Source organism: Streptococcus sp. SR4 (assembly GCF_000517725.1).
In the GTDB taxonomy this organism is placed as follows: Bacteria; Bacillota; Bacilli; order Lactobacillales; family Streptococcaceae; genus Streptococcus; species Streptococcus salivarius_F.
Genome location: NZ_AZYW01000047.1, coordinates 1 through 19,608 on the forward strand (window position 1 = coordinate 1; position 19,608 = coordinate 19,608).

General features: G+C 40.4%; 19 protein-coding genes, 1 tRNA gene and 1 other RNA gene. 18 read left to right on the forward strand and 3 right to left on the reverse strand.

Annotated features, from left to right (window positions below; all coding sequences use genetic code 11):
- Positions 1 to 44: 44 nt before the first annotated feature.
- The 6 genes from HMPREF1519_RS05445 to HMPREF1519_RS05465 all read left to right on the forward strand — a co-directional run bounded on the left by HMPREF1519_RS05445 (position 45) and on the right by HMPREF1519_RS05465 (position 4,419).
- Positions 45 to 116: transfer RNA gene (locus HMPREF1519_RS05445), tRNA-Arg, on the forward strand.
- A gap of 248 nt (positions 117 to 364) precedes the next feature.
- Positions 365 to 714, forward strand: a transfer-messenger RNA (tmRNA) gene (ssrA, locus tag HMPREF1519_RS10320).
- A gap of 45 nt (positions 715 to 759) precedes the next feature.
- Positions 760 to 1,380, forward strand: coding sequence for a DUF3862 domain-containing protein (locus HMPREF1519_RS05450; protein ID WP_022495994.1), 621 nt, complete (start codon positions 760 to 762; stop codon positions 1,378 to 1,380).
- An 82-nt stretch (positions 1,381 to 1,462) separates the two neighbouring features.
- A complete protein-coding gene (locus tag HMPREF1519_RS05455; RefSeq protein WP_022495995.1) occupies positions 1,463 to 2,146 on the forward strand; it encodes a TVP38/TMEM64 family protein in 684 nt (227 codons plus the stop codon).
- Positions 2,124 to 3,359 carry an aminoacyltransferase gene (locus tag HMPREF1519_RS05460; RefSeq protein WP_022495996.1) on the forward strand — a complete coding sequence of 412 codons (1,236 nt, stop codon included), beginning with the start codon at positions 2,124 to 2,126 and terminating at the stop codon, positions 3,357 to 3,359. The genes HMPREF1519_RS05455 and HMPREF1519_RS05460 overlap by 23 nt, the downstream gene beginning before the upstream one ends.
- 97 nt (positions 3,360 to 3,456) lie before the next feature.
- Positions 3,457 to 4,419, forward strand: coding sequence for a Gfo/Idh/MocA family protein (locus tag HMPREF1519_RS05465; protein ID WP_022495997.1), 963 nt, complete (start codon positions 3,457 to 3,459; stop codon positions 4,417 to 4,419).
- A 45-nt stretch (positions 4,420 to 4,464) separates the two neighbouring features.
- On the opposite strand, the gene HMPREF1519_RS05470 is transcribed toward HMPREF1519_RS05465, so the two are convergent.
- From HMPREF1519_RS05470 to HMPREF1519_RS05480, 3 genes are all read right to left on the reverse strand, one after another.
- A complete protein-coding gene (locus HMPREF1519_RS05470) occupies positions 4,465 to 4,767 on the reverse strand; it encodes a DUF1827 family protein (RefSeq protein WP_002885967.1) in 303 nt (100 codons plus the stop codon).
- A gap of 9 nt (positions 4,768 to 4,776) precedes the next feature.
- Complete coding sequence (locus HMPREF1519_RS05475) at positions 4,777 to 5,235, reverse strand: NUDIX hydrolase (RefSeq protein ID WP_002885978.1); 459 nt, start codon at positions 5,233 to 5,235, stop codon at positions 4,777 to 4,779.
- 142 nt (positions 5,236 to 5,377) lie between these two features.
- Positions 5,378 to 7,648 carry an ATP-dependent Clp protease ATP-binding subunit gene (locus tag HMPREF1519_RS05480; protein WP_022495998.1) on the reverse strand — a complete coding sequence of 757 codons (2,271 nt, stop codon included), beginning with the start codon at positions 7,646 to 7,648 and terminating at the stop codon, positions 5,378 to 5,380.
- A gap of 242 nt (positions 7,649 to 7,890) precedes the next feature.
- Here HMPREF1519_RS05480 and argF point away from each other — a divergent pair, with 242 nt between their 5' ends.
- The 12 genes from argF (at position 7,891) to recR (ending at position 19,580) form a co-directional block, all read left to right on the forward strand.
- Positions 7,891 to 8,871 carry an ornithine carbamoyltransferase gene (argF, locus tag HMPREF1519_RS05485; protein WP_022495999.1) on the forward strand — a complete coding sequence of 327 codons (981 nt, stop codon included), beginning with the start codon at positions 7,891 to 7,893 and terminating at the stop codon, positions 8,869 to 8,871.
- Between the two features lie 68 nt (positions 8,872 to 8,939).
- Positions 8,940 to 9,170: a DUF1797 family protein gene (locus HMPREF1519_RS05490; RefSeq protein WP_002885970.1), complete on the forward strand. Its 231-nt coding sequence runs from the start codon at positions 8,940 to 8,942 to the stop codon at positions 9,168 to 9,170.
- Between the two features lie 313 nt (positions 9,171 to 9,483).
- Positions 9,484 to 10,164, forward strand: coding sequence for an amino acid ABC transporter permease (locus HMPREF1519_RS05495; protein WP_002886081.1), 681 nt, complete (start codon positions 9,484 to 9,486; stop codon positions 10,162 to 10,164).
- The gene (locus HMPREF1519_RS05500; RefSeq protein ID WP_022496000.1) at positions 10,164 to 10,898 is read left to right on the forward strand and encodes an amino acid ABC transporter ATP-binding protein; all 735 of its coding nucleotides are present in this window, start codon (positions 10,164 to 10,166) and stop codon (positions 10,896 to 10,898) included. The genes HMPREF1519_RS05495 and HMPREF1519_RS05500 overlap by 1 nt, the downstream gene beginning before the upstream one ends.
- Positions 10,899 to 11,069: 171 nt before the next feature.
- Positions 11,070 to 11,546: a ferrous iron transport protein A gene (locus HMPREF1519_RS05505; protein ID WP_002885908.1), complete on the forward strand. Its 477-nt coding sequence runs from the start codon at positions 11,070 to 11,072 to the stop codon at positions 11,544 to 11,546.
- Complete coding sequence (gene feoB, locus HMPREF1519_RS05510; RefSeq protein ID WP_037611431.1) at positions 11,543 to 13,681, forward strand: ferrous iron transport protein B; 2,139 nt, start codon at positions 11,543 to 11,545, stop codon at positions 13,679 to 13,681. The genes HMPREF1519_RS05505 and feoB overlap by 4 nt, the downstream gene beginning before the upstream one ends.
- A 17-nt stretch (positions 13,682 to 13,698) precedes the next feature.
- On the forward strand, positions 13,699 to 13,839 hold the full coding sequence (locus HMPREF1519_RS10325; protein WP_002890392.1) for a FeoB-associated Cys-rich membrane protein: 141 nt from the start codon (positions 13,699 to 13,701) through the stop codon (positions 13,837 to 13,839).
- Between the two features lie 149 nt (positions 13,840 to 13,988).
- Positions 13,989 to 14,765 (forward strand): alpha/beta fold hydrolase, encoded by a 777-nt coding sequence (locus HMPREF1519_RS05520; protein ID WP_022496002.1) that lies wholly within the window; start codon positions 13,989 to 13,991, stop codon positions 14,763 to 14,765.
- A gap of 147 nt (positions 14,766 to 14,912) precedes the next feature.
- On the forward strand, positions 14,913 to 15,767 hold the full coding sequence (locus HMPREF1519_RS05525) for a bifunctional methylenetetrahydrofolate dehydrogenase/methenyltetrahydrofolate cyclohydrolase (RefSeq protein WP_022496003.1): 855 nt from the start codon (positions 14,913 to 14,915) through the stop codon (positions 15,765 to 15,767).
- 3 nt (positions 15,768 to 15,770) lie between these two features.
- Positions 15,771 to 16,607 carry an NAD(P)H-hydrate dehydratase gene (locus tag HMPREF1519_RS05530; RefSeq protein WP_022496004.1) on the forward strand — a complete coding sequence of 279 codons (837 nt, stop codon included), beginning with the start codon at positions 15,771 to 15,773 and terminating at the stop codon, positions 16,605 to 16,607.
- Between the two features lie 121 nt (positions 16,608 to 16,728).
- The gene (gene pbp2b, locus HMPREF1519_RS05535; protein WP_022496005.1) at positions 16,729 to 18,843 is read left to right on the forward strand and encodes a penicillin-binding protein PBP2B; all 2,115 of its coding nucleotides are present in this window, start codon (positions 16,729 to 16,731) and stop codon (positions 18,841 to 18,843) included.
- A gap of 140 nt (positions 18,844 to 18,983) precedes the next feature.
- Positions 18,984 to 19,580: a recombination mediator RecR gene (recR, locus tag HMPREF1519_RS05540; RefSeq protein ID WP_002889030.1), complete on the forward strand. Its 597-nt coding sequence runs from the start codon at positions 18,984 to 18,986 to the stop codon at positions 19,578 to 19,580.
- The last annotated feature ends 28 nt before the right edge of the window (positions 19,581 to 19,608 follow it).

A 19,608-nucleotide genomic window follows, 5' to 3' on the forward strand; every position in this document is an offset into this window, starting at 1 on the left:
CCCTTTTTTTCTATTTTAGAGTATGCTATAATAGTATACTGTTAGCACCCTTAGTGTAATGGATATCACGTAAGATTCCGGTTCTTGAGATAGGGGTTCGATTCCCTTAGGGTGCAAAAAGAAAGACGTTGAGTGAATTGTTCTCTCAACGTTTTTTAGTCCGTAAGTTTTAGTGAAAGTATTAGGTGAAATCTTTCAGTGTTGAAGGGAAAGGTAGAGCTACAGAAGAAAAGTTATTAGCTTATCCTAAAATCAAAGTAAACTAACCTATTAGCGTCTCCATAGTTGATATATTAGGGAGACAGCTTGGCTAATCTTTTGCAATTTATTAAAAAATTTGCTATAATACTCAGTATCTCATATTGGGGTCGTTACGGATTCGACAGGCATTATGAGGCATATTCTGCGACTCGTGTGGCGACGTAAACGCTCAGTTAAATATAACTGCAAAAAATACTAATTCTTACGCTGTAGCAGCCTAAACACCTGCTCGCGTGACTTCTAGCAGATTGCTTATGTTTGTTTAGAGGTTTTATTGATTTATAAGCTACGTTTGACCATTGCCTAGCTGGTTGAAAAGAGATTTATAGGCTCGCAGATAGAAGGCTTGAGTTATGTGTCGTCTATCTGTTAAATGAAAGACATAACCTATGGTTGTAGACGAATATGTTGGCAGGTGTTTGGACGTGGGTTCGACTCCCACCGGCTCCATAAAAACCAGAGGCGTCAGCCTTTTATTTGTATATATAGGTATTTATTATGAAAAAACTTTTGTCTTTGACCGTTTTAGGTCTCTCACTTTTTACTCTAGCTGCTTGTGGAAAATCTTCGTCCAAGACAGAGACGAAGGGATCTTTGGATAATGAAGCCTCAAAGATTTTAACCGTTAAGCATGGAAATGTTCGCCAGAACTTTGATAAGATTACCATGGCAAATGCTTCTCAGGAATTTTCAGGAGGCTCAAATCTTGATAGCTTGAAGGGCTGGTTTGGTGAACCTTCATCAACGAGTCAGGAGCAGGCAGGAGATGCTAAGCTTGATGTTTATAATTGGCAGTATGACAATGTTGTTGTTACAGCGAAACTCTTTAACAATAGCACTGTGGTTAAGTCAATTTCAAACTTTTCTTACGTCCGTGATCCTAAAATCACACTGAAGATGTACGAAAATCTCAAAAATGGAACTAGCTATGACGATGCTGTCAAAACACTTGGTACACCGGATGTTTATTCTATCGCTGTCTCTTCAGATGCAACAATGACACAAGCATTTTGGTCTTCGAACCTTGTCGCTAAGAAGGGTGAAACAGGTAGCCTTACCCTTAACTTTAAAAATGGTGCCTTGGAAAACAAGTCACAAGCGAATTTGATTAATAAGTAATCGCAGTAAAAGATGCCTTTCTAAATCAATGAAGGCATTTTTTTGTTATAATAAAAGGAGCTATTAAAATTATGGAGATGTAATGACTAAAAAAAGACTATTTTTTATAGGGATAGCAGGTTTAATTCTGGTATTCTTATGGCCTCTTTTAAATAACTTCATCCCCTTAATCAAGGAATGGACCAACGCTAAGCATGATCAAGCCTTTTTAAGAGAAGTTTTTAAGCAGGCTAATTTCCAAAATGCACTGATCCTTCTTAGTCTCATGATTCTGTCATCAGCTATTCCTGGAGTTTCAAGTTCTATTTTTTGTATTTTTGTTGGGCTACTCTGTGGCCCTTTGCTTGCGATTCCGATGAATATTATTGGGAATACTTTTGGGAATTTGACTAGTTTTGAAATTCTGAGAAGACTTGAAAAGCCAGAGAAGTCCAAACGCATGGAGAAACTTCTAAACTATATTGAGAACTTTAAGCATCGCTTTATTGGGATTTCACTGGCCTTCTCTATTCCTTTTATACCTTCAGCTCTGGTCAATTATGCTTGTGTTCAAATGAATTTACCCACAAGGACGAGGATTTTGGCGACACTTATTGGAGTGGCGCCAGTATCGATTGTTTATGCAGTTAGTGGAGATTTGTTGCTTAATGTCCGTCCGATTCGAATACCATTAGTGGCAGTACTTGCCATCTTGCTTTTTATCTCACTCGTCATTTACTTTATTCATTTTAGGAAGGAAAAAAATGAGCTTCATTCAAGTAACTAAAGAAGAATTTAACACACATGCTCAACAAGTATCTGAGCGTTCTTTTATGCAAACTGAGGAAATGGCAAAGCTTCTTGAAAAACGTGGATTTAGCATTAGCTATGTCGCTTGGAAAGAAGGAAACCAGCTAGAAGTCTCAGCAATTGTCTACAGCATGCCTATGACTGGTGGGCTTCGTATGGAGGTGAATTGTGGACCGATTCACTCAAATACAGCTCATCTAAGTGACTTTTACCAAGGTTTGAAGGATTATGCTAAGGAAAATGGTGCTCTTGAACTATTAATCAAACCTTATGATACTTATCAAACTTTTGATAGTAATGGTGAACCAACTAGTGATGAGCAGAAGCAGCTGATTAGTCAATTGACTGATTTAGGTTATAGCTTTGATGGTCTACAGACAGGCTATCCTGGTGGTGAGCCTGACTGGCACTATGTTAAGGAATTATCTGGGATTGAAGAAAAAGATCTTATCAAGTCTTTCAGTAAAAAAGGGAAACCTCTGGTTAAAAAAGCCAAAACCTTTGGGATTAAGTTGAAAAAATTGAAACGTGATGAGTTATCTATTTTCAAAGAAATCACTTCAGCGACCTCTGACCGTCGTGAGTATAGTGACAAATCTCTAGATTATTATCAAGATTTTTATGATGCTTTTGGTGACAATGCTGATTTTATGGTGGCTACCTTGAATTTTCAGGATTACTATGACCATTTGGAAAGTGATCAGGCGAAGTTGGGGGCTAGAATTGTCAAATTACAAGCTGATTTAGAAGCTAATCCAAAATCTGAGAAAAAACAAAACCAATTAAGAGAGTTATCAAGTCAGTTTGAGACCTTTGATGTTCGAAAGGGAGAAGCGACTGCCTTTATTGACAAGTATGGTCAGGAAGATATTGTTCTGGCTGGAAGTCTCTTTGTCTATACACCTCAAGAAGCTGTTTATCTTTTTAGTGGGTCTTATCCAGAGTTTAATAAGTTTTATGCGCCAGCACTCTTACAAGAGTATGTGATGACCCAAGCCATTAAACGTGGTATTACGTTCTATAACTTCCTTGGTATTATGGGAATCTTTGATGGTTCAGACGGAGTTCTGCGATTTAAACAAAACTTTAATGGTTATATCGTTCGTAAGATGGGAACTTTCCGTTATTATCCACAACCGCTTAAACATAAAGCGATTCAAGGAGTTAAGAAACTGCTTGGACGTTCTTAAATTTTTGAGGACTTCGATTTGAGTCCTCTTTCATTATAAGTCTCTATATGGGCTTGGACCATAGTAAAGAGAGATTAGAAATTAGGGAGGTAAGTTGATGAAACTTGCACTATTGGGTACAGGGATGATTGTGACAGAAGTTCTTCCTGTGTTAACGACTATTGAGAGCATTGAGCTTGAAGCTATCTTGTCGACACCACGCTCACTTGATAAGGCTGAAGCCCTAGCTAAGCAATATGGTTTGTCTCAGGCGACTAGTGATTATGAGGCAATTTTGTCCAATCCAGAAGTTGATACGATTTATGTGGGAACTCCCAACCATACCCACTATGACTATGCTAAGAAAGCGCTTTTGGCTAGCAAGCATGTTATCTGTGAGAAACCCTTCACCTTACATTTGGAAGAGTTTGAAGAGCTAGCTAAGCTTGCTCAAGAAAAAGAGCTTCTCTTGATGGAGGCTATTACCAATCAATATTTGGCTAATTTTACAGCGATTAAGGAAGCCTTGTCTGATATTGGAGATATTAAGATTGTGAATATCAATTATTCTCAATATTCTTCACGTTACGATGCCTTTAAGCGAGGAGAGATTGCTCCTGCCTTCAACCCTGAAATGGGTGGGGGAGCACTTAGAGATCTTAATATCTATAATATCCATCTCCTGGTTGGTCTCTTTGGTAAGCCTAATCGTGTGGAATATCTACCTAATGTGGAGCGAGGAGTGGATACGTCAGGAATTCTAGTTTTGGACTATGGTCACTTTAAGGCTGTTGCCATTGGAGCTAAAGACTGTAGTGCCGAGATTCGTTCAACTATTCAAGGAGATAAGGGAGCTATTACCATTTTTGGTGCAACCAACACTCTCCCTGAGATTGGCGTCACCCTCAATGGTCAGAAAGAGAGAGTCGTCAATCTCAATAGTCTACAACATCGTATGCATGATGAATTTGTGGCTTTTGAAAAGATGGTGGCGACCAAGGATTTTGACAGTGTTGCCAAGCAGTTGGAACATAGTCGTCAGGTTATGGAAGTTCTGGATCAAGCTTCGAAAGCTTTGTAACATACAAAAAAACAAGCAGTGGTATTAGCCATTGCTTGTTTTGTCTTATACAGTTGTTGGGAATGAGATCTCAATCAATTTGTCAGTGTGTACTGTTCTGAGTTTGTCCATCAAAACGATATCCTTGTCGATTTTTCGTTTGAGGAAGAATTCACGGATAACTTCTAATTCATTGTCTTTAACAGCACGGTGTTTATTTGAAATCAAGAGTTCATAATGCTTAGGTGCTTGTGTAAAGACAACATCAGTATTCCCAGCAGAGTAGGTCTCTACGAGAAAGGCATCCGTGTTGTCAAGTTGGTTTTGAACAAGTTCTTGGTGTGTACGGGTCGTATTAATGAGTTTCATAGTTTCCTCCTAGGATTTGCCAGTTGTTGTGTTAGTTTCTTTCCATTGTTCGATTCCCCATTTATGACTGCCACGTTTAAGTTTAGCAATGGCTTCGTCAATTGGAAACCAGGCCAGGTTATTGAAATCTTCGAGAGGTTTGCCAATTTTTGAAAAATCTACAACTTCATAAATATAGGCTGGATTGTAATAGTAAGTGTCACGGTGGCTTGAATAGAAGTATTCATCAGCCTGGCCATAGTACTGGCCTAAAGTGGCTGTAAACCCAAGTTCTTCAATTAACTCGCGTTCTAATGCGCTATAGTGATCCTCGCCTGCTTCGATCTCTCCACCTGGGAGAAACCAAGCTCCGTTAGGAGCCTGGACTAAAATAATCTTTGTCTTTTCTTGGTTAGGAATCACAGCATAAACACCGTAACGTGTTTGATAATGAGCTCCCTCAACCTTGTCACCAAATGTTGGATTCATGAGTTGCTCCTTACGTTTATTTGCCTATATTATACTAAAATTTTGCTCATTTTCCTATTGATTTAGGCAGAATTAGGGATAAATTTGAAAATAGGAAATGAAAAGATAAAGAACCCAAGACGTAATGACTTGGGTTCTTTGTTTAATCAGTTTCTTTTGCTGTTTCAGCTTTCTGAGTAGCTTTTTCGGCTTTTTTAGCAGACTTAATGGTGATGTGGCCTTTTGAAGTCATGACTGCCTTGAGATCTTTTTCATTTGGATTTTCAAGGTAGAAGTCAGTAATAGCGTCTTCAATATGATCTTGGATGGTACGACGTAGTGGTCGAGCACCCATCTTAGGATCGTAACCAAGGTCAACCAATTTTTCCTTAACTTTCTCAGTTACACTGAGGTAGATACCGTTATTAGCCAAGCGTTGGTTGACATTATCAAGCATGAGGTCCACGATAGTGAGGAGATTTTCCTTGCTAAGGGCAGAGAATTCGATAATACCGTCAAAACGGTTCATGAATTCAGGGCTGAAGAAATCTCCAAGCTGGTTAAGAACAGAATTGGTACGATTTTCACGGGCAGCTCCAAAGCCGACGCTAGCTTCAACTTTACCTGTACCAGCATTTGAAGTCATGATGATGATGGTATCCTTGAAACTTACAGTTCGCCCTTGACCATCAGTCAAGCGACCGTCGTCAAGAACTTGGAGGAACATGTGAAGAACGTCTGGGTGAGCTTTTTCAACCTCATCTAGAAGAATGAGTGAATAAGGATTACGGCGGACTTTTTCAGTTAACTGACCAGCTTCGTCGTAACCGACATATCCTGGAGGGGCACCGACTAATTTGGCAACGGCGTGTTTTTCCATGTATTCTGACATGTCGAAACGAATCATACTGTCAGCTGAACCAAAGAGTTCAATCGCCAATTGTTTAGAGAGTTCAGTTTTACCGACTCCTGTAGGACCTACGAAGAGGAAGCTACCAATTGGGCGATTTGGTGCACCCAATCCAACACGATTACGGCGGATGGCTTTGGCAATCTTATCAACTGCGGCATCTTGTCCAATAACATGTGATTTAAGATCATCAGCAAGACTAAGAAGTTGTGATTGTTCTTTTTCTTTCAAATCACCGACAGGAATATTGGTTTTTTGTTCCACAATGGCTTCGATATGTTTTTCTGTGATGACAGGCATATCTTGGTCTTTGATGGTTTGTTTTTGCATTTCCTTGTATTTGGCAATTTGATCACGGAAATAGGCAGCTTTTTCAAAGTCTTCGTCACGAGTAGCTTGAGCCTTGAGGTTTTCAGCCTCAATCAAACGTTTGTCGATATCTTTAGGATCAACAAAATTGAGGGTCAAATTCATCTTCGAACCAGCTTCATCGAGGAGGTCGATGGCCTTGTCTGGCAAGAAGCGGTCTTGAATGTAGCGGTTGGACAATTCTGCAGCTGCAGTAATCGCTTCGTCTGTATATTTGACGTGGTGGTAGTCCTGATATTTAGGTTGAATACCACGCAAAATAGTGATGGTTTCCTCAACCGTTGGTTCGTCAACCTTAACTGGTTGCATACGACGCTCTAGGGCGGCATCTTTTTCGATGATGCGGTATTCGTTGAGTGTTGTTGCTCCGACCAGTTGAAGTTCTCCACGAGCAAGAGCAGGTTTTAGGATGTTTCCAGCATCCATATTGCCATCACCAGCATTACCAGCTCCTACGATTTCATGGATTTCATCAATAAATAGGATAACATCCTGACGTTGACGAATTTCTTCCATGAGTTTTTGCATGCGTTCTTCAAATTGGCCACGAATACCAGTCCCTTGAACCAGGCTGACCACATCAAGACGGATGACTTGTTTGCCTTGGAGTTTTTGTGGCACGCTACCGTCAACGATTTTTTGAGCTAGGCCTTCAACAACAGCAGTCTTACCGACACCGGGTTCACCGATGAGGACGGGGTTGTTCTTGGTACGGCGGTTAAGAATTTCGATGACACGAATGATTTCCTCGTCACGACCAATAACAGGATCAATGTCTCCACGACGAGCGATGTCAGTGATGTTAATGCCGAACTCTTCAAGAAGACCTTGTGGCTGTTGAGGAGCTTGTTGGCGTGGTCCTCCTGGACGGCCTGGCCCTTGTGTATTGCCACCGTTTCCTCGGTTACCACCTTCTTGTGTTGGAGGTGTATTGGGAAGATCGCCGTTAGAAGAACGGAAGTTATTTAGGTCGCTGAAGAAATCATCGAAGAAGTTTGAACCTCCTGTTTGATTGAATTGATTGAGGGGGTTCTCTGGGTCAGATTTCATGATTTTATAACAATTTTGACAGAGGTCAACTTGTTGCTGATTACCGTTTACATTGGTATACAAATGAATACTAGCTTCATTAAGGTTACAGTTTTGACAGAGCATATCAGTACCTCTTTTCTATCTGAATTGGGAAAGACCTTTATTGAAAACAATCTTGGTCAAAAAAGGTCAAATCTATGACTCCATTATAGCATGCGGAAGGTAGATTGCAAGTAAAAAGCATCTAGGTTTGGCACTCTATTAATAAGAGTGCTAACATTGAATTTTAATTCAAAAACGCTTGTTTAAAATGTATAAATATTATATAATGTTTTTATATTATTCAGAACGAAAGAGAGATACCTATGACACAAGCTAAATCATTTTTGAAAGAAATCGACTTTACCAAGCAGGAACTTGAGGAGTTAATCGATTTATCTATAAAATTTAAACAGCTAAAGAAGGAAAGAATTCCGCATAAATATTTAGATGGCTTAAATATTGCCCTGATTTTTGAAAAAACATCTACAAGAACTCGCTCAGCTTTTACAGTGGCTGGTCAGGACCTAGGTATGAATGTGACCTACCTTGGTGCTGGAGACATTCAGTTAGGTAAAAAAGAATCTGTAGTTGATACAGCCAAGGTGCTTGGTTCTATGTTTGATGGAATCGAATACCGTGGTTTTAAGCAAGAAGATGTCGAAGAGTTGGCTAAGTACTCAGGTGTTCCGGTCTGGAATGGTTTGACGGATACCTGGCATCCAACGCAAATGATTGCGGATTTCATGACTTTGAAGGAGCGTTTTGGTAGTTTGGAAGGTTTGACCATCGCCTATATTGGAGATGGTAGAAATAATACGGCCAACTCACTTTTGGTCACTTCGGCTATTTTAGGCGTTAATGTCAAGATTATTGCCCCAGAGGTGCTGCAACCCGAAGATGAGATTGTAGCCCTAGCTCAGAAACATAATAATGGTGCCGATTTAACCATTACAGATGATATTTCAGAGGTCAAGGGAGTGGATATGCTTTATACGGATGTCTGGGTATCTATGGGTGAAGAAGTAGACTTTAAATCTCGTATTGATTTACTCCTGCCTTATCAAATTAATGCAGACCTACTTGCCAAGACGGAAAATCCAGATGTCATCGTTATGCACTGTCTCCCAGCTTTTCATGATCTCAATACCCAAATTGGGCAAGAAATCTATGACAAATATGGTTTGGCAGAGTTAGAAATCACCGATCAAGTCTTCCAAAAATACAGTGATATCATCTTCCAAGAAGCTGAGAATCGTATGCATTCTATCAAGGCCATTATGTACAATTCCTTGAAAAATATTTAAAATTCCCCCATTTTTCCCATAAGTGTGATAAAATAAGTAAGAAATACACAATTAATAGGAGAAATAACATGGAATCACATTTGGTGAGAATCATTAACCGTCTTGAAATGATGGCGGCTGATGGTGGTAATTTGAAACGTAATTTTGAACGTGAAGGAGTGGTTGTTGCCGAAGTATCATTTAGCAACGATCCTGAAAATGGTCCAGTTTTCACATTGCGTGACGTTGAAGCACGTGAATCTTATTCATTTGATAGTATCGACTTGATTGCAATGGAAATCTACGATTTGCTTTACTAATAAATTATTTTGGAACTTTACAAGGTTCCAAAAATCAGAATGCCTGAAACTATCGAGTTTCAGGCATTTTTATCAGGATGAAAGCATGGGGTGATGCTTGTATGGCTTGTCAAAACAGTCAGTGTTTCAACTCATTGGCAAAGCTTTTGGCGTGGTGTCGTCTTGGAAATACATGAGGTGTATTGCTTAAGAGTTTTGCTAGCTAGGTCTATAACTTAGTTTTTATACTGAAATATCGCATTTATAAGAAAATACTTTATTATTATACAGTCTTCTGATATAATATTGAAGAATATTAGTAAGGAGTATCTAGATGAATTTTTCATTTCTACCACAGTTTTGGTCTTACTTTAACTATGGTGTCTTAGTAACAATTATGATTTCGGTCTGCGTGGTCTTCTTCGGAACCATCCTTGGGGTTTTGGTATCCTTGGCCAAGCGTTCTGGAATCAAACCTTTGGAGTGGTTGGTGAGCCTTTATGTTTGGGTTTTCCGTGGGACTCCTATGGTTGTGCAGATTATGATTGCTTTTAACCTCATCCACATGAATCTTCCAACTGTGCAGTTTGGCATTTTGAACCTTGATTTATCACGTATCGTTCCAGGTATTATCGTCCTTTCTTTGAACAGTGGTGCTTATATTTCTGAGAGTGTGCGTGCAGGTATCGAGTCTATTCCTAAAGGTCAGGTTGAAGCTGCCTACTCACTTGGTATCCGTCCATGGAATACCATGCGTTATGTGGTCTTGCCTCAAGCCATTAAAAATATCTTGCCTGCCTTGGGTAACGAGTTTGTTACTATTATCAAGGATAGTTCGCTCTTGCAAACCATCGGGGTTATGGAATTGTGGAATGGTGCACAAACTGTTGCAACAACAACCTACTTGACCTTGACACCGCTCTTGTTCGCAGCCTTCTATTATTTGATTGTGACAACAGCTATGACGGCACTCTTGAAACAAATGGAAAAACGACTTGGGGAGGGACGTAAATAATGGCAGAAACAATTATTGAGATTAAAAATCTTCACAAGTATTTTGGTAAGAACGAAGTTCTCAAAGGGATTGATCTAGATATTAAAAAGGGTGAAGTAGTGGTTATCATTGGTCCTTCAGGATCAGGAAAGTCAACCTTCCTACGCTCAATGAACTTGCTTGAGAAACCTACAAAAGGTGTTATCTCCTTTGAAGGTGTGGATATTACAGATAAAAATAACGACATTTTCAAAATGCGTGAGAAGATGGGAATGGTTTTCCAACAGTTTAACCTCTTCCCTAATATGACAGTTAAAGAAAATATCACCTTGTCACCAATTAAGACTAAGGGTGTTTCTAAAGCTGATGCAGAAGCAAAGGCTATGGAACTTTTAGAAAAGGTTGGCTTGAAAGATAAGGCAGATGCCTACCCAACAAGTCTATCAGGTGGTCAGCAACAACGTATTGCTATCGCACGTGGTTTGGCTATGGATCCAGATGTTCTCTTGTTTGACGAACCAACATCAGCCCTTGACCCAGAAATGGTTGGTGAAGTTCTTGCAGTTATGCAGGACCTTGCTAAATCAGGGATGACAATGGCAATCGTTACCCATGAAATGGGCTTTGCCAGTGAGGTGGCTGACCGTGTTATCTTTATGGATGGCGGTGTCATTGTCGAAGAAGGCACACCACAAGAGATCTTCGATAATACTAAGGAAGATCGTACCAAGGATTTCTTGAGTAAAGTTTTGTAAGATATTCATTAAGTATGTATACATTGTTTGTGAAGGCTGGAACTTTTCCGGCCTTTTCTTTTTGTGTTCTGCTTTTCTAGAATCATTCTTGTTTAGGATAATATTGCGGAAAAGATGGATAAATATGCTATAATGATGCCATATCAAAAATAATAAAGTAGGTCAAGAAATATGCTCATATATGATGCGGCCTTAAAAACGCCTTACCGGATTCTTGGCATTAACCTCCCTAAGGATAGTCTTTTACACTTATCTAACCTAGGGTTGGCTGCCGGTGAAACGATTGAGGTGGTAACTAAGACCAAGAACAGTGCTATTATTATCGTTAAAGGGAGTCGCTTAGCCTTTGATGCGTCGATTCTGGATAAGATTGATTTGGCACCTGCGGAGGAAGATCAGGAAAAGATACCTCTTTCTGAATTACCAGTTGGACGTTCGGCTATTGTTACTGATATTTTTTCAGCAAATGAAACCAAACGACGTCTTATGGATATGGGAATTACAAAGCGTACTCGAGTGTTGTTGCGTAAGGTAGCCCCTTTGGGAGATCCTCTAGAAATTAGCTTGAGAGGGTATGAATTAACCTTACGCAAGTCGGAAGCGCAAATGATTAGTGTGGTCATGCTGGATGAGGGAGTGGAAAAATGACAGAAATTGCGTTAATAGGTAATCCTAATAGTGGTAAAACCAGTTTATTCAACCTGATAACAGGGAACAATCAGCGTGTTGGTAACTGGCCGGGTGTTACTGTAGAACGAAAAAGTGGTCTGGTCAAAAAGAATAAGGATTTAGAAATCCAGGATTTACCAGGGATTTACTCAATGTCACCCTATAGCCCTGAAGAAAAGGTGGCGCGTGACTATTTGTTGAGCCAAAGGGCAGACAGCATTTTAAATGTAGTCGATGCAACAAATTTGGAGCGTAACCTTTATCTGACAACGCAGTTGATTGAGACAGGTATTCCAGTCACTTTAGCGCTTAACATGAGTGATGTTTTAGAGGCTCAGGGAAAGCAGATTAATGTTGATAAATTATCTTATCATCTAGGTGTACCAGTAGTAGCCACTAGCGCTCTCAAGCAAACTGGTGTTGATCAGGTAGTGAAGAAGGCGGCTCATACGACAACCTCTACAGTTGCCGACATTGCTTTTCCAATTTATGACGATAAGTTAGAAGCTGCCATCTCACAAATTTTAGAAGTCTTGGGAAATTCGGTGCCACAAAGGTCTGCGCGTTTTTATGCCATTAAACTCTTTGAACACGATGCTTTAGTTGAGGATGAGCTAGACTTGTCCCCATTCCAACGAAAAGAAATCAAAGATATCATTCGTATCACTGAGGAAATTTTCACAGAAGATGCGGAGTCAATTGTCATTAATGAGCGTTATGCCCTTATTGAACGTGTTTGTCAGATGGCTCAAAGTCATACGGAAGATTTTGCCCTGACCTTGTCAGATAAGATTGATAGGATTGTTACCAACCGTATTTTGGCTTTACCAATTTTCGCAGCAGTTATGTATTTGGTTTATTTCTTATCTATCCAAACTGTTGGAACCATGTGGACAGACTGGGCTAACGATGTGCTTTTTGGTAAGTATGTGCCAGATTTGGTAACTTCTGGTCTTGACTTTCTTCAAGTTCAAGACTGGCTTAAGTCTTTGATTATTGATGGTATCGTCGCTGGGATTGGGACGGTACTAGGATTCCTTCCTCAAATTTTTGTGCTCTTTATCTGTTTGGGTGTGCTTGAGGACATTGGATATATGAGTCGTATTGCCTTTGTTATGGACCGTATTTTCCGACGTTTTGGGCTTTCTGGAAAATCCTTTATTCCCATGTTGATTTCGACAGGCTGCGGGGTTCCAGCGGTTATGTCTAGTCGAACGATTGAAAATGAAAGGGACCGTCGCATTACCATTATGACGGCAACCTTCATGCCTTGTTCGGCCAAGTTGGAAATAATTGCCTTGATTGCTGGAGCTTTCTTCCCTAGTAACTCATTAGTAGCACCAAGTACTTATTTTATTGGGATGGCTGCCATTATCTTATCAGGTATTGCCCTCAAAAAGACGAGTTTTTTGGGTGGCCTAACCAGTCCGTTTATAATGGAATTGCCTGCTTACCATTGGCCTAAAGCCATGTCAGTTTTGCGCTATGCCTTTGGTAAGGCTATGAGTTTTGTCAAACGTGCGGGAACCATCATTTTCAGTTTGACAGTTCTTATCTGGTTTATGTCTAACTACAACTTTACGCTACATACGGTAGATACGGAAGCCAGCATTTTGGCGACTCTCGGTAGGAGTTTGTCTTGGATTTTTGATCCGCTTGGATTTGGAAATTGGAAGGCAACAGTTGCGGCTCTTACAGGCTTAGCTGCCAAGGAGACTGTTGTTGCCACCTTTGGTATTCTCTATCATAATAGCAGTGAAGCTGGTTTAGCTGAGGCTCTGCGAGGAGATTATTCTTCCCTAGCAGCTTATTCCTTCTTAGTCTTTAATTTACTTTGTGCCCCATGTTTTGCGGCTATTGGAGCTATTAAGCGTGAAATGGCCAATCTTAAATGGACGGTTGGTGCTATCGGTTTTCAAACAGGCCTAGCTTATTGTGTGAGTTTAATTCTTTATCAGTTTGGCCAAGTTATCCTATACGGCAAGTCAATGACAATTTGGACTTTTGTTGCCTTCTTGCTGTTAGTGACCATGATTTATTTTGTGGTTCGTAAACCATGTCAGATTAAGGATCAAATCATTAGCTTGGATAATCTTCAAGAAGCCCATATTTAGGTTTAGGAGGAATTGTTATGTCAACATTTATCATTGCCTTCATTATTTTTGCTTTGGCTGGTCTTGGCATCCGTCACTATATCAAAGGAAAAGGTTCTTGTGGCGATTGTGAGTGTTCTTGTCCGGTTAAGGAAGAAATGCATAAGGCTAATCGCTAATAATATATAGAAAAATGGTCTCTTAAATGAATAAGGGACCATTTTCTTACGATTGTAAGAAATGTATAAAGGTATGTAGGTTGGAAGTGTGATACTATAAGATAGATAAATAATCTAATTTTTTAACAAAAAAGGGAGATGTATAAGGAATGGTTTTGAACAGAGAGATTGTCCTAATTCATGGGACCTGGTGTGATGGCAATGTTTGGGGAGAATTTGCGACAGGTCTACGTCAAATGGGATACAAGGTGCATACACCTAGCTTTCGTTACCATGACCTACCTTATCAAGAGTGCCTAGCTAAAGTTGGGACTGTTACTTTGCAGGACTATCGAGATGATTTAGTGGCTTTGATTGAAAGTCTAGACCAACCACCACTTATTTTAGGGCACTCTTTAGGCTGTCTGGTGGCTCAAATGGTTGCTGAAAAGACAGAAGTTGCTGGTATGATTCTCATGGGACCTGCTCCGACAGCAGATATTTATGCCTTTTATCCAACCATGTTAGCTTGTTTTGGCAAACACTTTTTACGCTGGGGTTTTTGGAAAAAAGCCATGCCCCCTTATAAAAAGGAGTTTTTCAAGTATTGCATGAATGAACAAGAGGAAGCTTTGAAAGAGGAAGTTTTTGCTAATCTGGTTCCTGAATCAGGAAAAGTTTATACTCAGATGGCTCTTCATTGGTTTGATAAGACAAAGGCAGCTTATGTGGACTTTAGTAACATTTTATGTCCTGTTCTCGTCATTTCAGGAACCAAGGATAAGATGACTCATCCTAATATTGCTAGAAGAACAGCTAAGAACTACCGTGATTCTGTTCTCGTTTCCTTAACAGGTGCAGATCACATGTATGAAAGTGGCAAATACCAGCAGAAGACCTTGAAGGCTATTAAGGGTTGGAGTCAGCAAAATGGTTTTGTGGATTAGTCACGAAACATAATCAAAAGAAGTTGGAAGGCAATTCCAGCTTTTTTAGCTTTCATTTGAGACGTCTTTTTGAAATTTTAGAAAATTTAGTCACAAAGAGTCCTCACTATGGTATAATTGAAAAAAAGTATGTATTGGAGAACACCCATGGCGATAATAATGGATGGTAAGGCCCTAGCTGCTAAAATGCAGGATCAATTGCATGATAAGGTAGCACGTCTAAAAGAAAAGGAATGGATTGTGCCAGGACTCGTGGTAATCATGGTCGGTGATAACCCTGCCAGTCAGGTTTATGTGCGTAATAAGGAACGTGCTGCTAAAAAGGCTGGCTTCCATAGTCAGACGGTCAATCTTTCTGAGAGTATTAGTGAGGAAGAGTTGATTGAAGTTATTGAGCGCTATAATCAGGATCCGCTTTTCCATGGTATCTTGGTTCAATTGCCACTGCCTAATCATATTAATGAAATGCGTATTCTTTTGGCTATTGATCCTAAAAAAGATGTTGATGGTTTTCATCCTATGAATACTGGTAATCTCTGGAATGGTCGCCGTCAAATGGTGCCTTGTACACCGGCTGGGATTATGGAAATCCTTCGTGAGTACAATGTTGAATTGGAAGGTAAGACAGCAGTTATTATCGGACGTAGTAATATTGTTGGTAAACCTATGGCTCAGCTTCTTCTAGAAAAGAATGCTACAGTTACCTTGACCCACTCACGAACACCGCATTTGGCTAAGGTTTGTAGCAAGGCAGATGTCTTGATTGTAGCTATTGGACGTGCAAAATTTGTAACGGAAGAATATGTCAAAGAGGGTGCTGTTGTCATTGATGTAGGAATCAACCGTGATGAAGAAGGCAAACTTTGTGGTGACGTTGATTTTGATCAAGTGAAAGATAAGGTTGGCATGATCACGCCTGTTCCAGGTGGTGTAGGCCCTATGACTATTACTATGTTGATGGAACAGACCTATCAAGCTGCTCTTCGTAGTGCGAAAGGATAGTTTATGAAAGTTGATGACGATTTAGCTAGGCAAGTGATAACACCTCGCTTGAGAGAGTCTCACAAGGGTTCTTACGGTCGAGTGCTTTTAGTTGGTGGGCTTTATCCTTATGGTGGTGCCATCATTATGGCTGCCATAGCTTGTGTCAATAGTGGGGCAGGCTTGGTCACAGTGGCTACGGATCGTGAAAATATCACAGCCCTTCATGCTCATCTCCCTGAAGCCATGGCTTTTGACCTTAGAGAGACTGAAAGATTTCTTGAGAATCTTAGGGCAGCTGATGTGGTATTAATCGGTTCTGGCCTAGGTGAAGATGGTGCAGCTAGTCAGGCTATGGGCTTGGTTCTGGCAAATATTAGGGCAGATCAAAATTTGGTTGTTGATGGTTCAGCTCTCAATCTTTTGGCTAAGAAAAATAAGAAGAACCTACCAGATTGTCATCTTACTCTCACCCCACATCAAAAAGAATGGGAACGCTTATCTGGTTTAAGGATTCCAGAGCAGACAGTTTCCAACACTCAAAAAGCCTTGGGAGAGTTCCGAGCTGGGACAATCCTGGTTGCCAAGAGTCATAAGACGGCTGTCTATCAGGGTGAAAAAGTAGCTCATTTAGAAGTTGGTGGGCCTTATCAAGCCACAGGAGGAATGGGAGATACCTTAGCTGGTATGATTACTGGTTTTCTGGCCCAGTTCGCTTCAATTGATCGCTATAAGGCTGTTACAGTAGCTACCTGGCTTCACTCAGCTATCGCTGATGATCTGGCTAAAAATGCCTATGTGGTTTTGCCGACTCTTATCAGTAAAGCCATTCCTAGCTGGATAAAAAAGTTGTCATTATAATCTAAAAAACGTGTCTTGTATTGAGGCAAGTTTTTTTAGATTTCGACATTTTTTTAAGTTTGCTAAAGCTTATTTGTGATAAAATAAAAGAGAATTTTTATGAGAACATAGAGGAAAAAAAGTGACATCATTTTCGAAAAAACTCAGTCAAAAATGGGAAAAACGGCGCCAAAAACAAAAAGAAAAACGAGCGAATAAGCCTAGAAAGCCAGTAAACATTTCACGTCGTGTTTACTTGCTTTTTGGTGTAGTCTTTGTCCTTTTTTTGTTGCTTTTTGCACGTTTGACCTATATGCAGGTTTATAACAAATCGTTTTATACTAAGAAATTAGAGGATAACTCCAAGTATACGGTTAGAATTGCAAGCGAGCGTGGGCAAATCTTTGATGCTAAAGGGGTTGCTCTTACAACCAACCAGAGTAAGGACGTTATTACCTTTACACGTAGCAATTTGGTGTCATCAGATACTATGAAGAAGGTCGCTGAAAAGTTAGCGACCATGGTAACACTAACGGAGACGAAGGTAACAGCACGCCAGAAACGCGATTTCTATCTAGCGGATTCTGCCACCTACAAACGTGTGGTTAATGACCTTCCAAAGGACAAGAAAACAGATAAGTTTGGTAATAAATTAGCTGAAGCTACTATTTACAACAATGCTGTTGATGCCGTTCCTGATGAAGCAGTGGATTACACTGAGGATGAGCTTAAGATTGTCTACATTTACTCACAGATGAATGCTGTTTCTAATTTCTCAACAGTCACATTGAAAACAGGAGACTTGACGCCTGAACAAATTGCGATTGTAGCAGCTAAACAGAAGGAACTTAATGGTATTACGGTTGCTAAGGATTGGGAGCGTCATACGGTTGATTCAGCCTTGTCTCCTCTCATCGGGAAAGTCTCAAGTTCAGAAGCAGGTTTGCCACAAGAAGATGCCAAGGAATACCTCAAGAAAGGGTATGCCCTTAATGACCGTGTAGGAACGTCTTATCTAGAAAAAGAATACGAGGAGAAACTACAAGGAAAACATACTGTTCGTGAGATTACAGTAGACAAGGAAGGCGAAGTTGCTAGTGATAAAATTACTCAAAAGGGCAGCAAGGGGAACAATCTGCAGTTGACCATCGACCTTGATTTCCAAAAAGGAGTTGAAGACATCCTAGGTCAACAGCTTTCTTCAGAGATTTCAGAGAATAAAGCAACCTATTCTGAAGGAATGTATGCAGTGGTTATGAATGCTGACACTGGTGCTGTACTTGCTATGGCAGGGCAAAAACACGAGCAAGGAGCACAAGATTTTAAGGCCAATGCCTTAGGCACAATCACTGATGTCTTCATTCCGGGATCTGTTGTTAAGGGGGCAACCTTAACTGCTGGTTGGCGTTCAGGTGCTATCTATGGGAACCAGGTCTTGACTGACCAACCAATTAACATTGCCGGTTCAGCCCCTATCACATCTTGGTTTACAGACCAAGGTAGCCGTGCTATTACCGCGACACAGGCTCTAGAATACTCATCAAATACCTATATGGTGCAGATTGCAATTAAACTACTTGGCCAACAGTATGTTCCAGGTATGGCCTTGTCGACTGACAATATGGATAAGGCCATGACGACGCTTCGTGATACCTATGCTGATTTTGGTATGGGCGTGTCTACAGGACTTGATTTACCTGGAGAATCAGAAGGTTACATTTCTAAGAATTACAATGTAGCCAACGTTTTGACAGAGGCCTTTGGTCAGTACGACTCTTATACAACCATTCAGCTAGCTCAGTATGTTGCTTCAATTGCCAATGGTGGTAAACGTGTAGCACCTCATATCGTTGGAGGTATCTACGATGCAGGATCTAATGGTAGTCTAGGAACACTAGCTTCAACGGTAGATACACGTGTGTTAAATACCTTACCTCTTGATTCTGAGCAGATGGGGATTATCCAACAAGGCTTTAATGATGTCGTTAATTCAGGATCTAGCCTTGCGACTGGTAAAGCTATGGCAAGTTCTATCATTCCAATCAGTGGTAAAACAGGGACAGCCGAAACCTATGCGACGGATGCTTCTGGTAACTCTGTAACAACGGTTAATCTTAATGCCGTTGCCTATGCGACCGCTAAAGAAGGTACGAAGTTGGCAGTTGGGATTATGTACCCACACGCTCTAGATTGGAAGAGTAAGGCCCATCAAAATGCGGTCAAAGCTATTATGGAGCTTTACCAAAATACCCACTAAACATCTAAAGTCTCTTGTGCCTTGCACGAGGGATTTTTCTGTGATATAGTGTTTGAGTATTTGTTCTTGGCTAAAGGCTTATCCATGAAAGTGACAAAAGATGAGCGATGAATAAAAAATATAAAGAACAGGAGGCTTTCATGCTTTATCCTACTCCAATTGCGAAGCTGATTGATAGTTTTTCAAAACTCCCTGGAATTGGGGCTAAAACAGCGACACGCCTAGCTTTTTATACCATTAGCATGTCTGATGAAGATGTCAATGATTTCGCAAAAAACCTCTTGGCAGCAAAACGTGAATTGACTTATTGTTCGGTCTGTGGTCGTTTGACAGATGATGATCCATGTAATATTTGTACCGATGAAACCAGAGATCGTACTAAGATTTTGGTTGTTGAAGATTCCAAAGATGTTTCAGCTATGGAAAAGATTCAGGAATACCGTGGTCTCTACCATGTGCTTCAAGGACTTATCTCCCCTATGAATGGTGTTGGACCAGACGATATTAACCTGAAAAGTTTGATTACTCGCCTTATGGACAGCGAGGTTGACGAGGTTATCATCGCCACTAATGCAACAGCAGATGGTGAGGCAACCTCTATGTATATTTCACGTGTCCTTAAACCTGCAGGAATCAAGGTGACTCGTTTAGCGCGTGGTTTGGCCGTCGGTTCTGACATTGAGTATGCTGATGAAGTGACCTTGCTAAGAGCTATTGAAAATCGAACAGAACTATAAGTAAAAAGTGTTGGTCAGTCCAGCGCTT

Bases quoted from the DNA above. Each gene is read 5' to 3' on its own strand.
- HMPREF1519_RS05450 (WP_022495994.1), top strand. From the start codon at position 760: ATGAAAAAACTTTTGTCTTTGACCGTTTTAGGTCTCTCACTTTTTACT.
- HMPREF1519_RS05455 (WP_022495995.1), top strand. From the start codon at position 1,463: ATGACTAAAAAAAGACTATTTTTTATAGGGATAGCAGGTTTAATTCTG.
- HMPREF1519_RS05460 (WP_022495996.1), top strand. From the start codon at position 2,124: ATGAGCTTCATTCAAGTAACTAAAGAAGAATTTAACACACATGCTCAA.
- HMPREF1519_RS05465 (WP_022495997.1), top strand. From the start codon at position 3,457: ATGAAACTTGCACTATTGGGTACAGGGATGATTGTGACAGAAGTTCTT.
- HMPREF1519_RS05470 (WP_002885967.1), bottom strand. From the start codon at position 4,767: ATGAAACTCATTAATACGACCCGTACACACCAAGAACTTGTTCAAAAC.
- HMPREF1519_RS05475 (WP_002885978.1), bottom strand. From the start codon at position 5,235: ATGAATCCAACATTTGGTGACAAGGTTGAGGGAGCTCATTATCAAACA.
- HMPREF1519_RS05480 (WP_022495998.1), bottom strand. From the start codon at position 7,648: ATGCTCTGTCAAAACTGTAACCTTAATGAAGCTAGTATTCATTTGTAT.
- argF (WP_022495999.1), top strand. From the start codon at position 7,891: ATGACACAAGCTAAATCATTTTTGAAAGAAATCGACTTTACCAAGCAG.
- HMPREF1519_RS05490 (WP_002885970.1), top strand. From the start codon at position 8,940: ATGGAATCACATTTGGTGAGAATCATTAACCGTCTTGAAATGATGGCG.
- HMPREF1519_RS05495 (WP_002886081.1), top strand. From the start codon at position 9,484: ATGAATTTTTCATTTCTACCACAGTTTTGGTCTTACTTTAACTATGGT.
- HMPREF1519_RS05500 (WP_022496000.1), top strand. From the start codon at position 10,164: ATGGCAGAAACAATTATTGAGATTAAAAATCTTCACAAGTATTTTGGT.
- HMPREF1519_RS05505 (WP_002885908.1), top strand. From the start codon at position 11,070: ATGCTCATATATGATGCGGCCTTAAAAACGCCTTACCGGATTCTTGGC.
- feoB (WP_037611431.1), top strand. From the start codon at position 11,543: ATGACAGAAATTGCGTTAATAGGTAATCCTAATAGTGGTAAAACCAGT.
- HMPREF1519_RS10325 (WP_002890392.1), top strand. From the start codon at position 13,699: ATGTCAACATTTATCATTGCCTTCATTATTTTTGCTTTGGCTGGTCTT.
- HMPREF1519_RS05520 (WP_022496002.1), top strand. From the start codon at position 13,989: ATGGTTTTGAACAGAGAGATTGTCCTAATTCATGGGACCTGGTGTGAT.
- HMPREF1519_RS05525 (WP_022496003.1), top strand. From the start codon at position 14,913: ATGGCGATAATAATGGATGGTAAGGCCCTAGCTGCTAAAATGCAGGAT.
- HMPREF1519_RS05530 (WP_022496004.1), top strand. From the start codon at position 15,771: ATGAAAGTTGATGACGATTTAGCTAGGCAAGTGATAACACCTCGCTTG.
- recR (WP_002889030.1), top strand. From the start codon at position 18,984: ATGCTTTATCCTACTCCAATTGCGAAGCTGATTGATAGTTTTTCAAAA.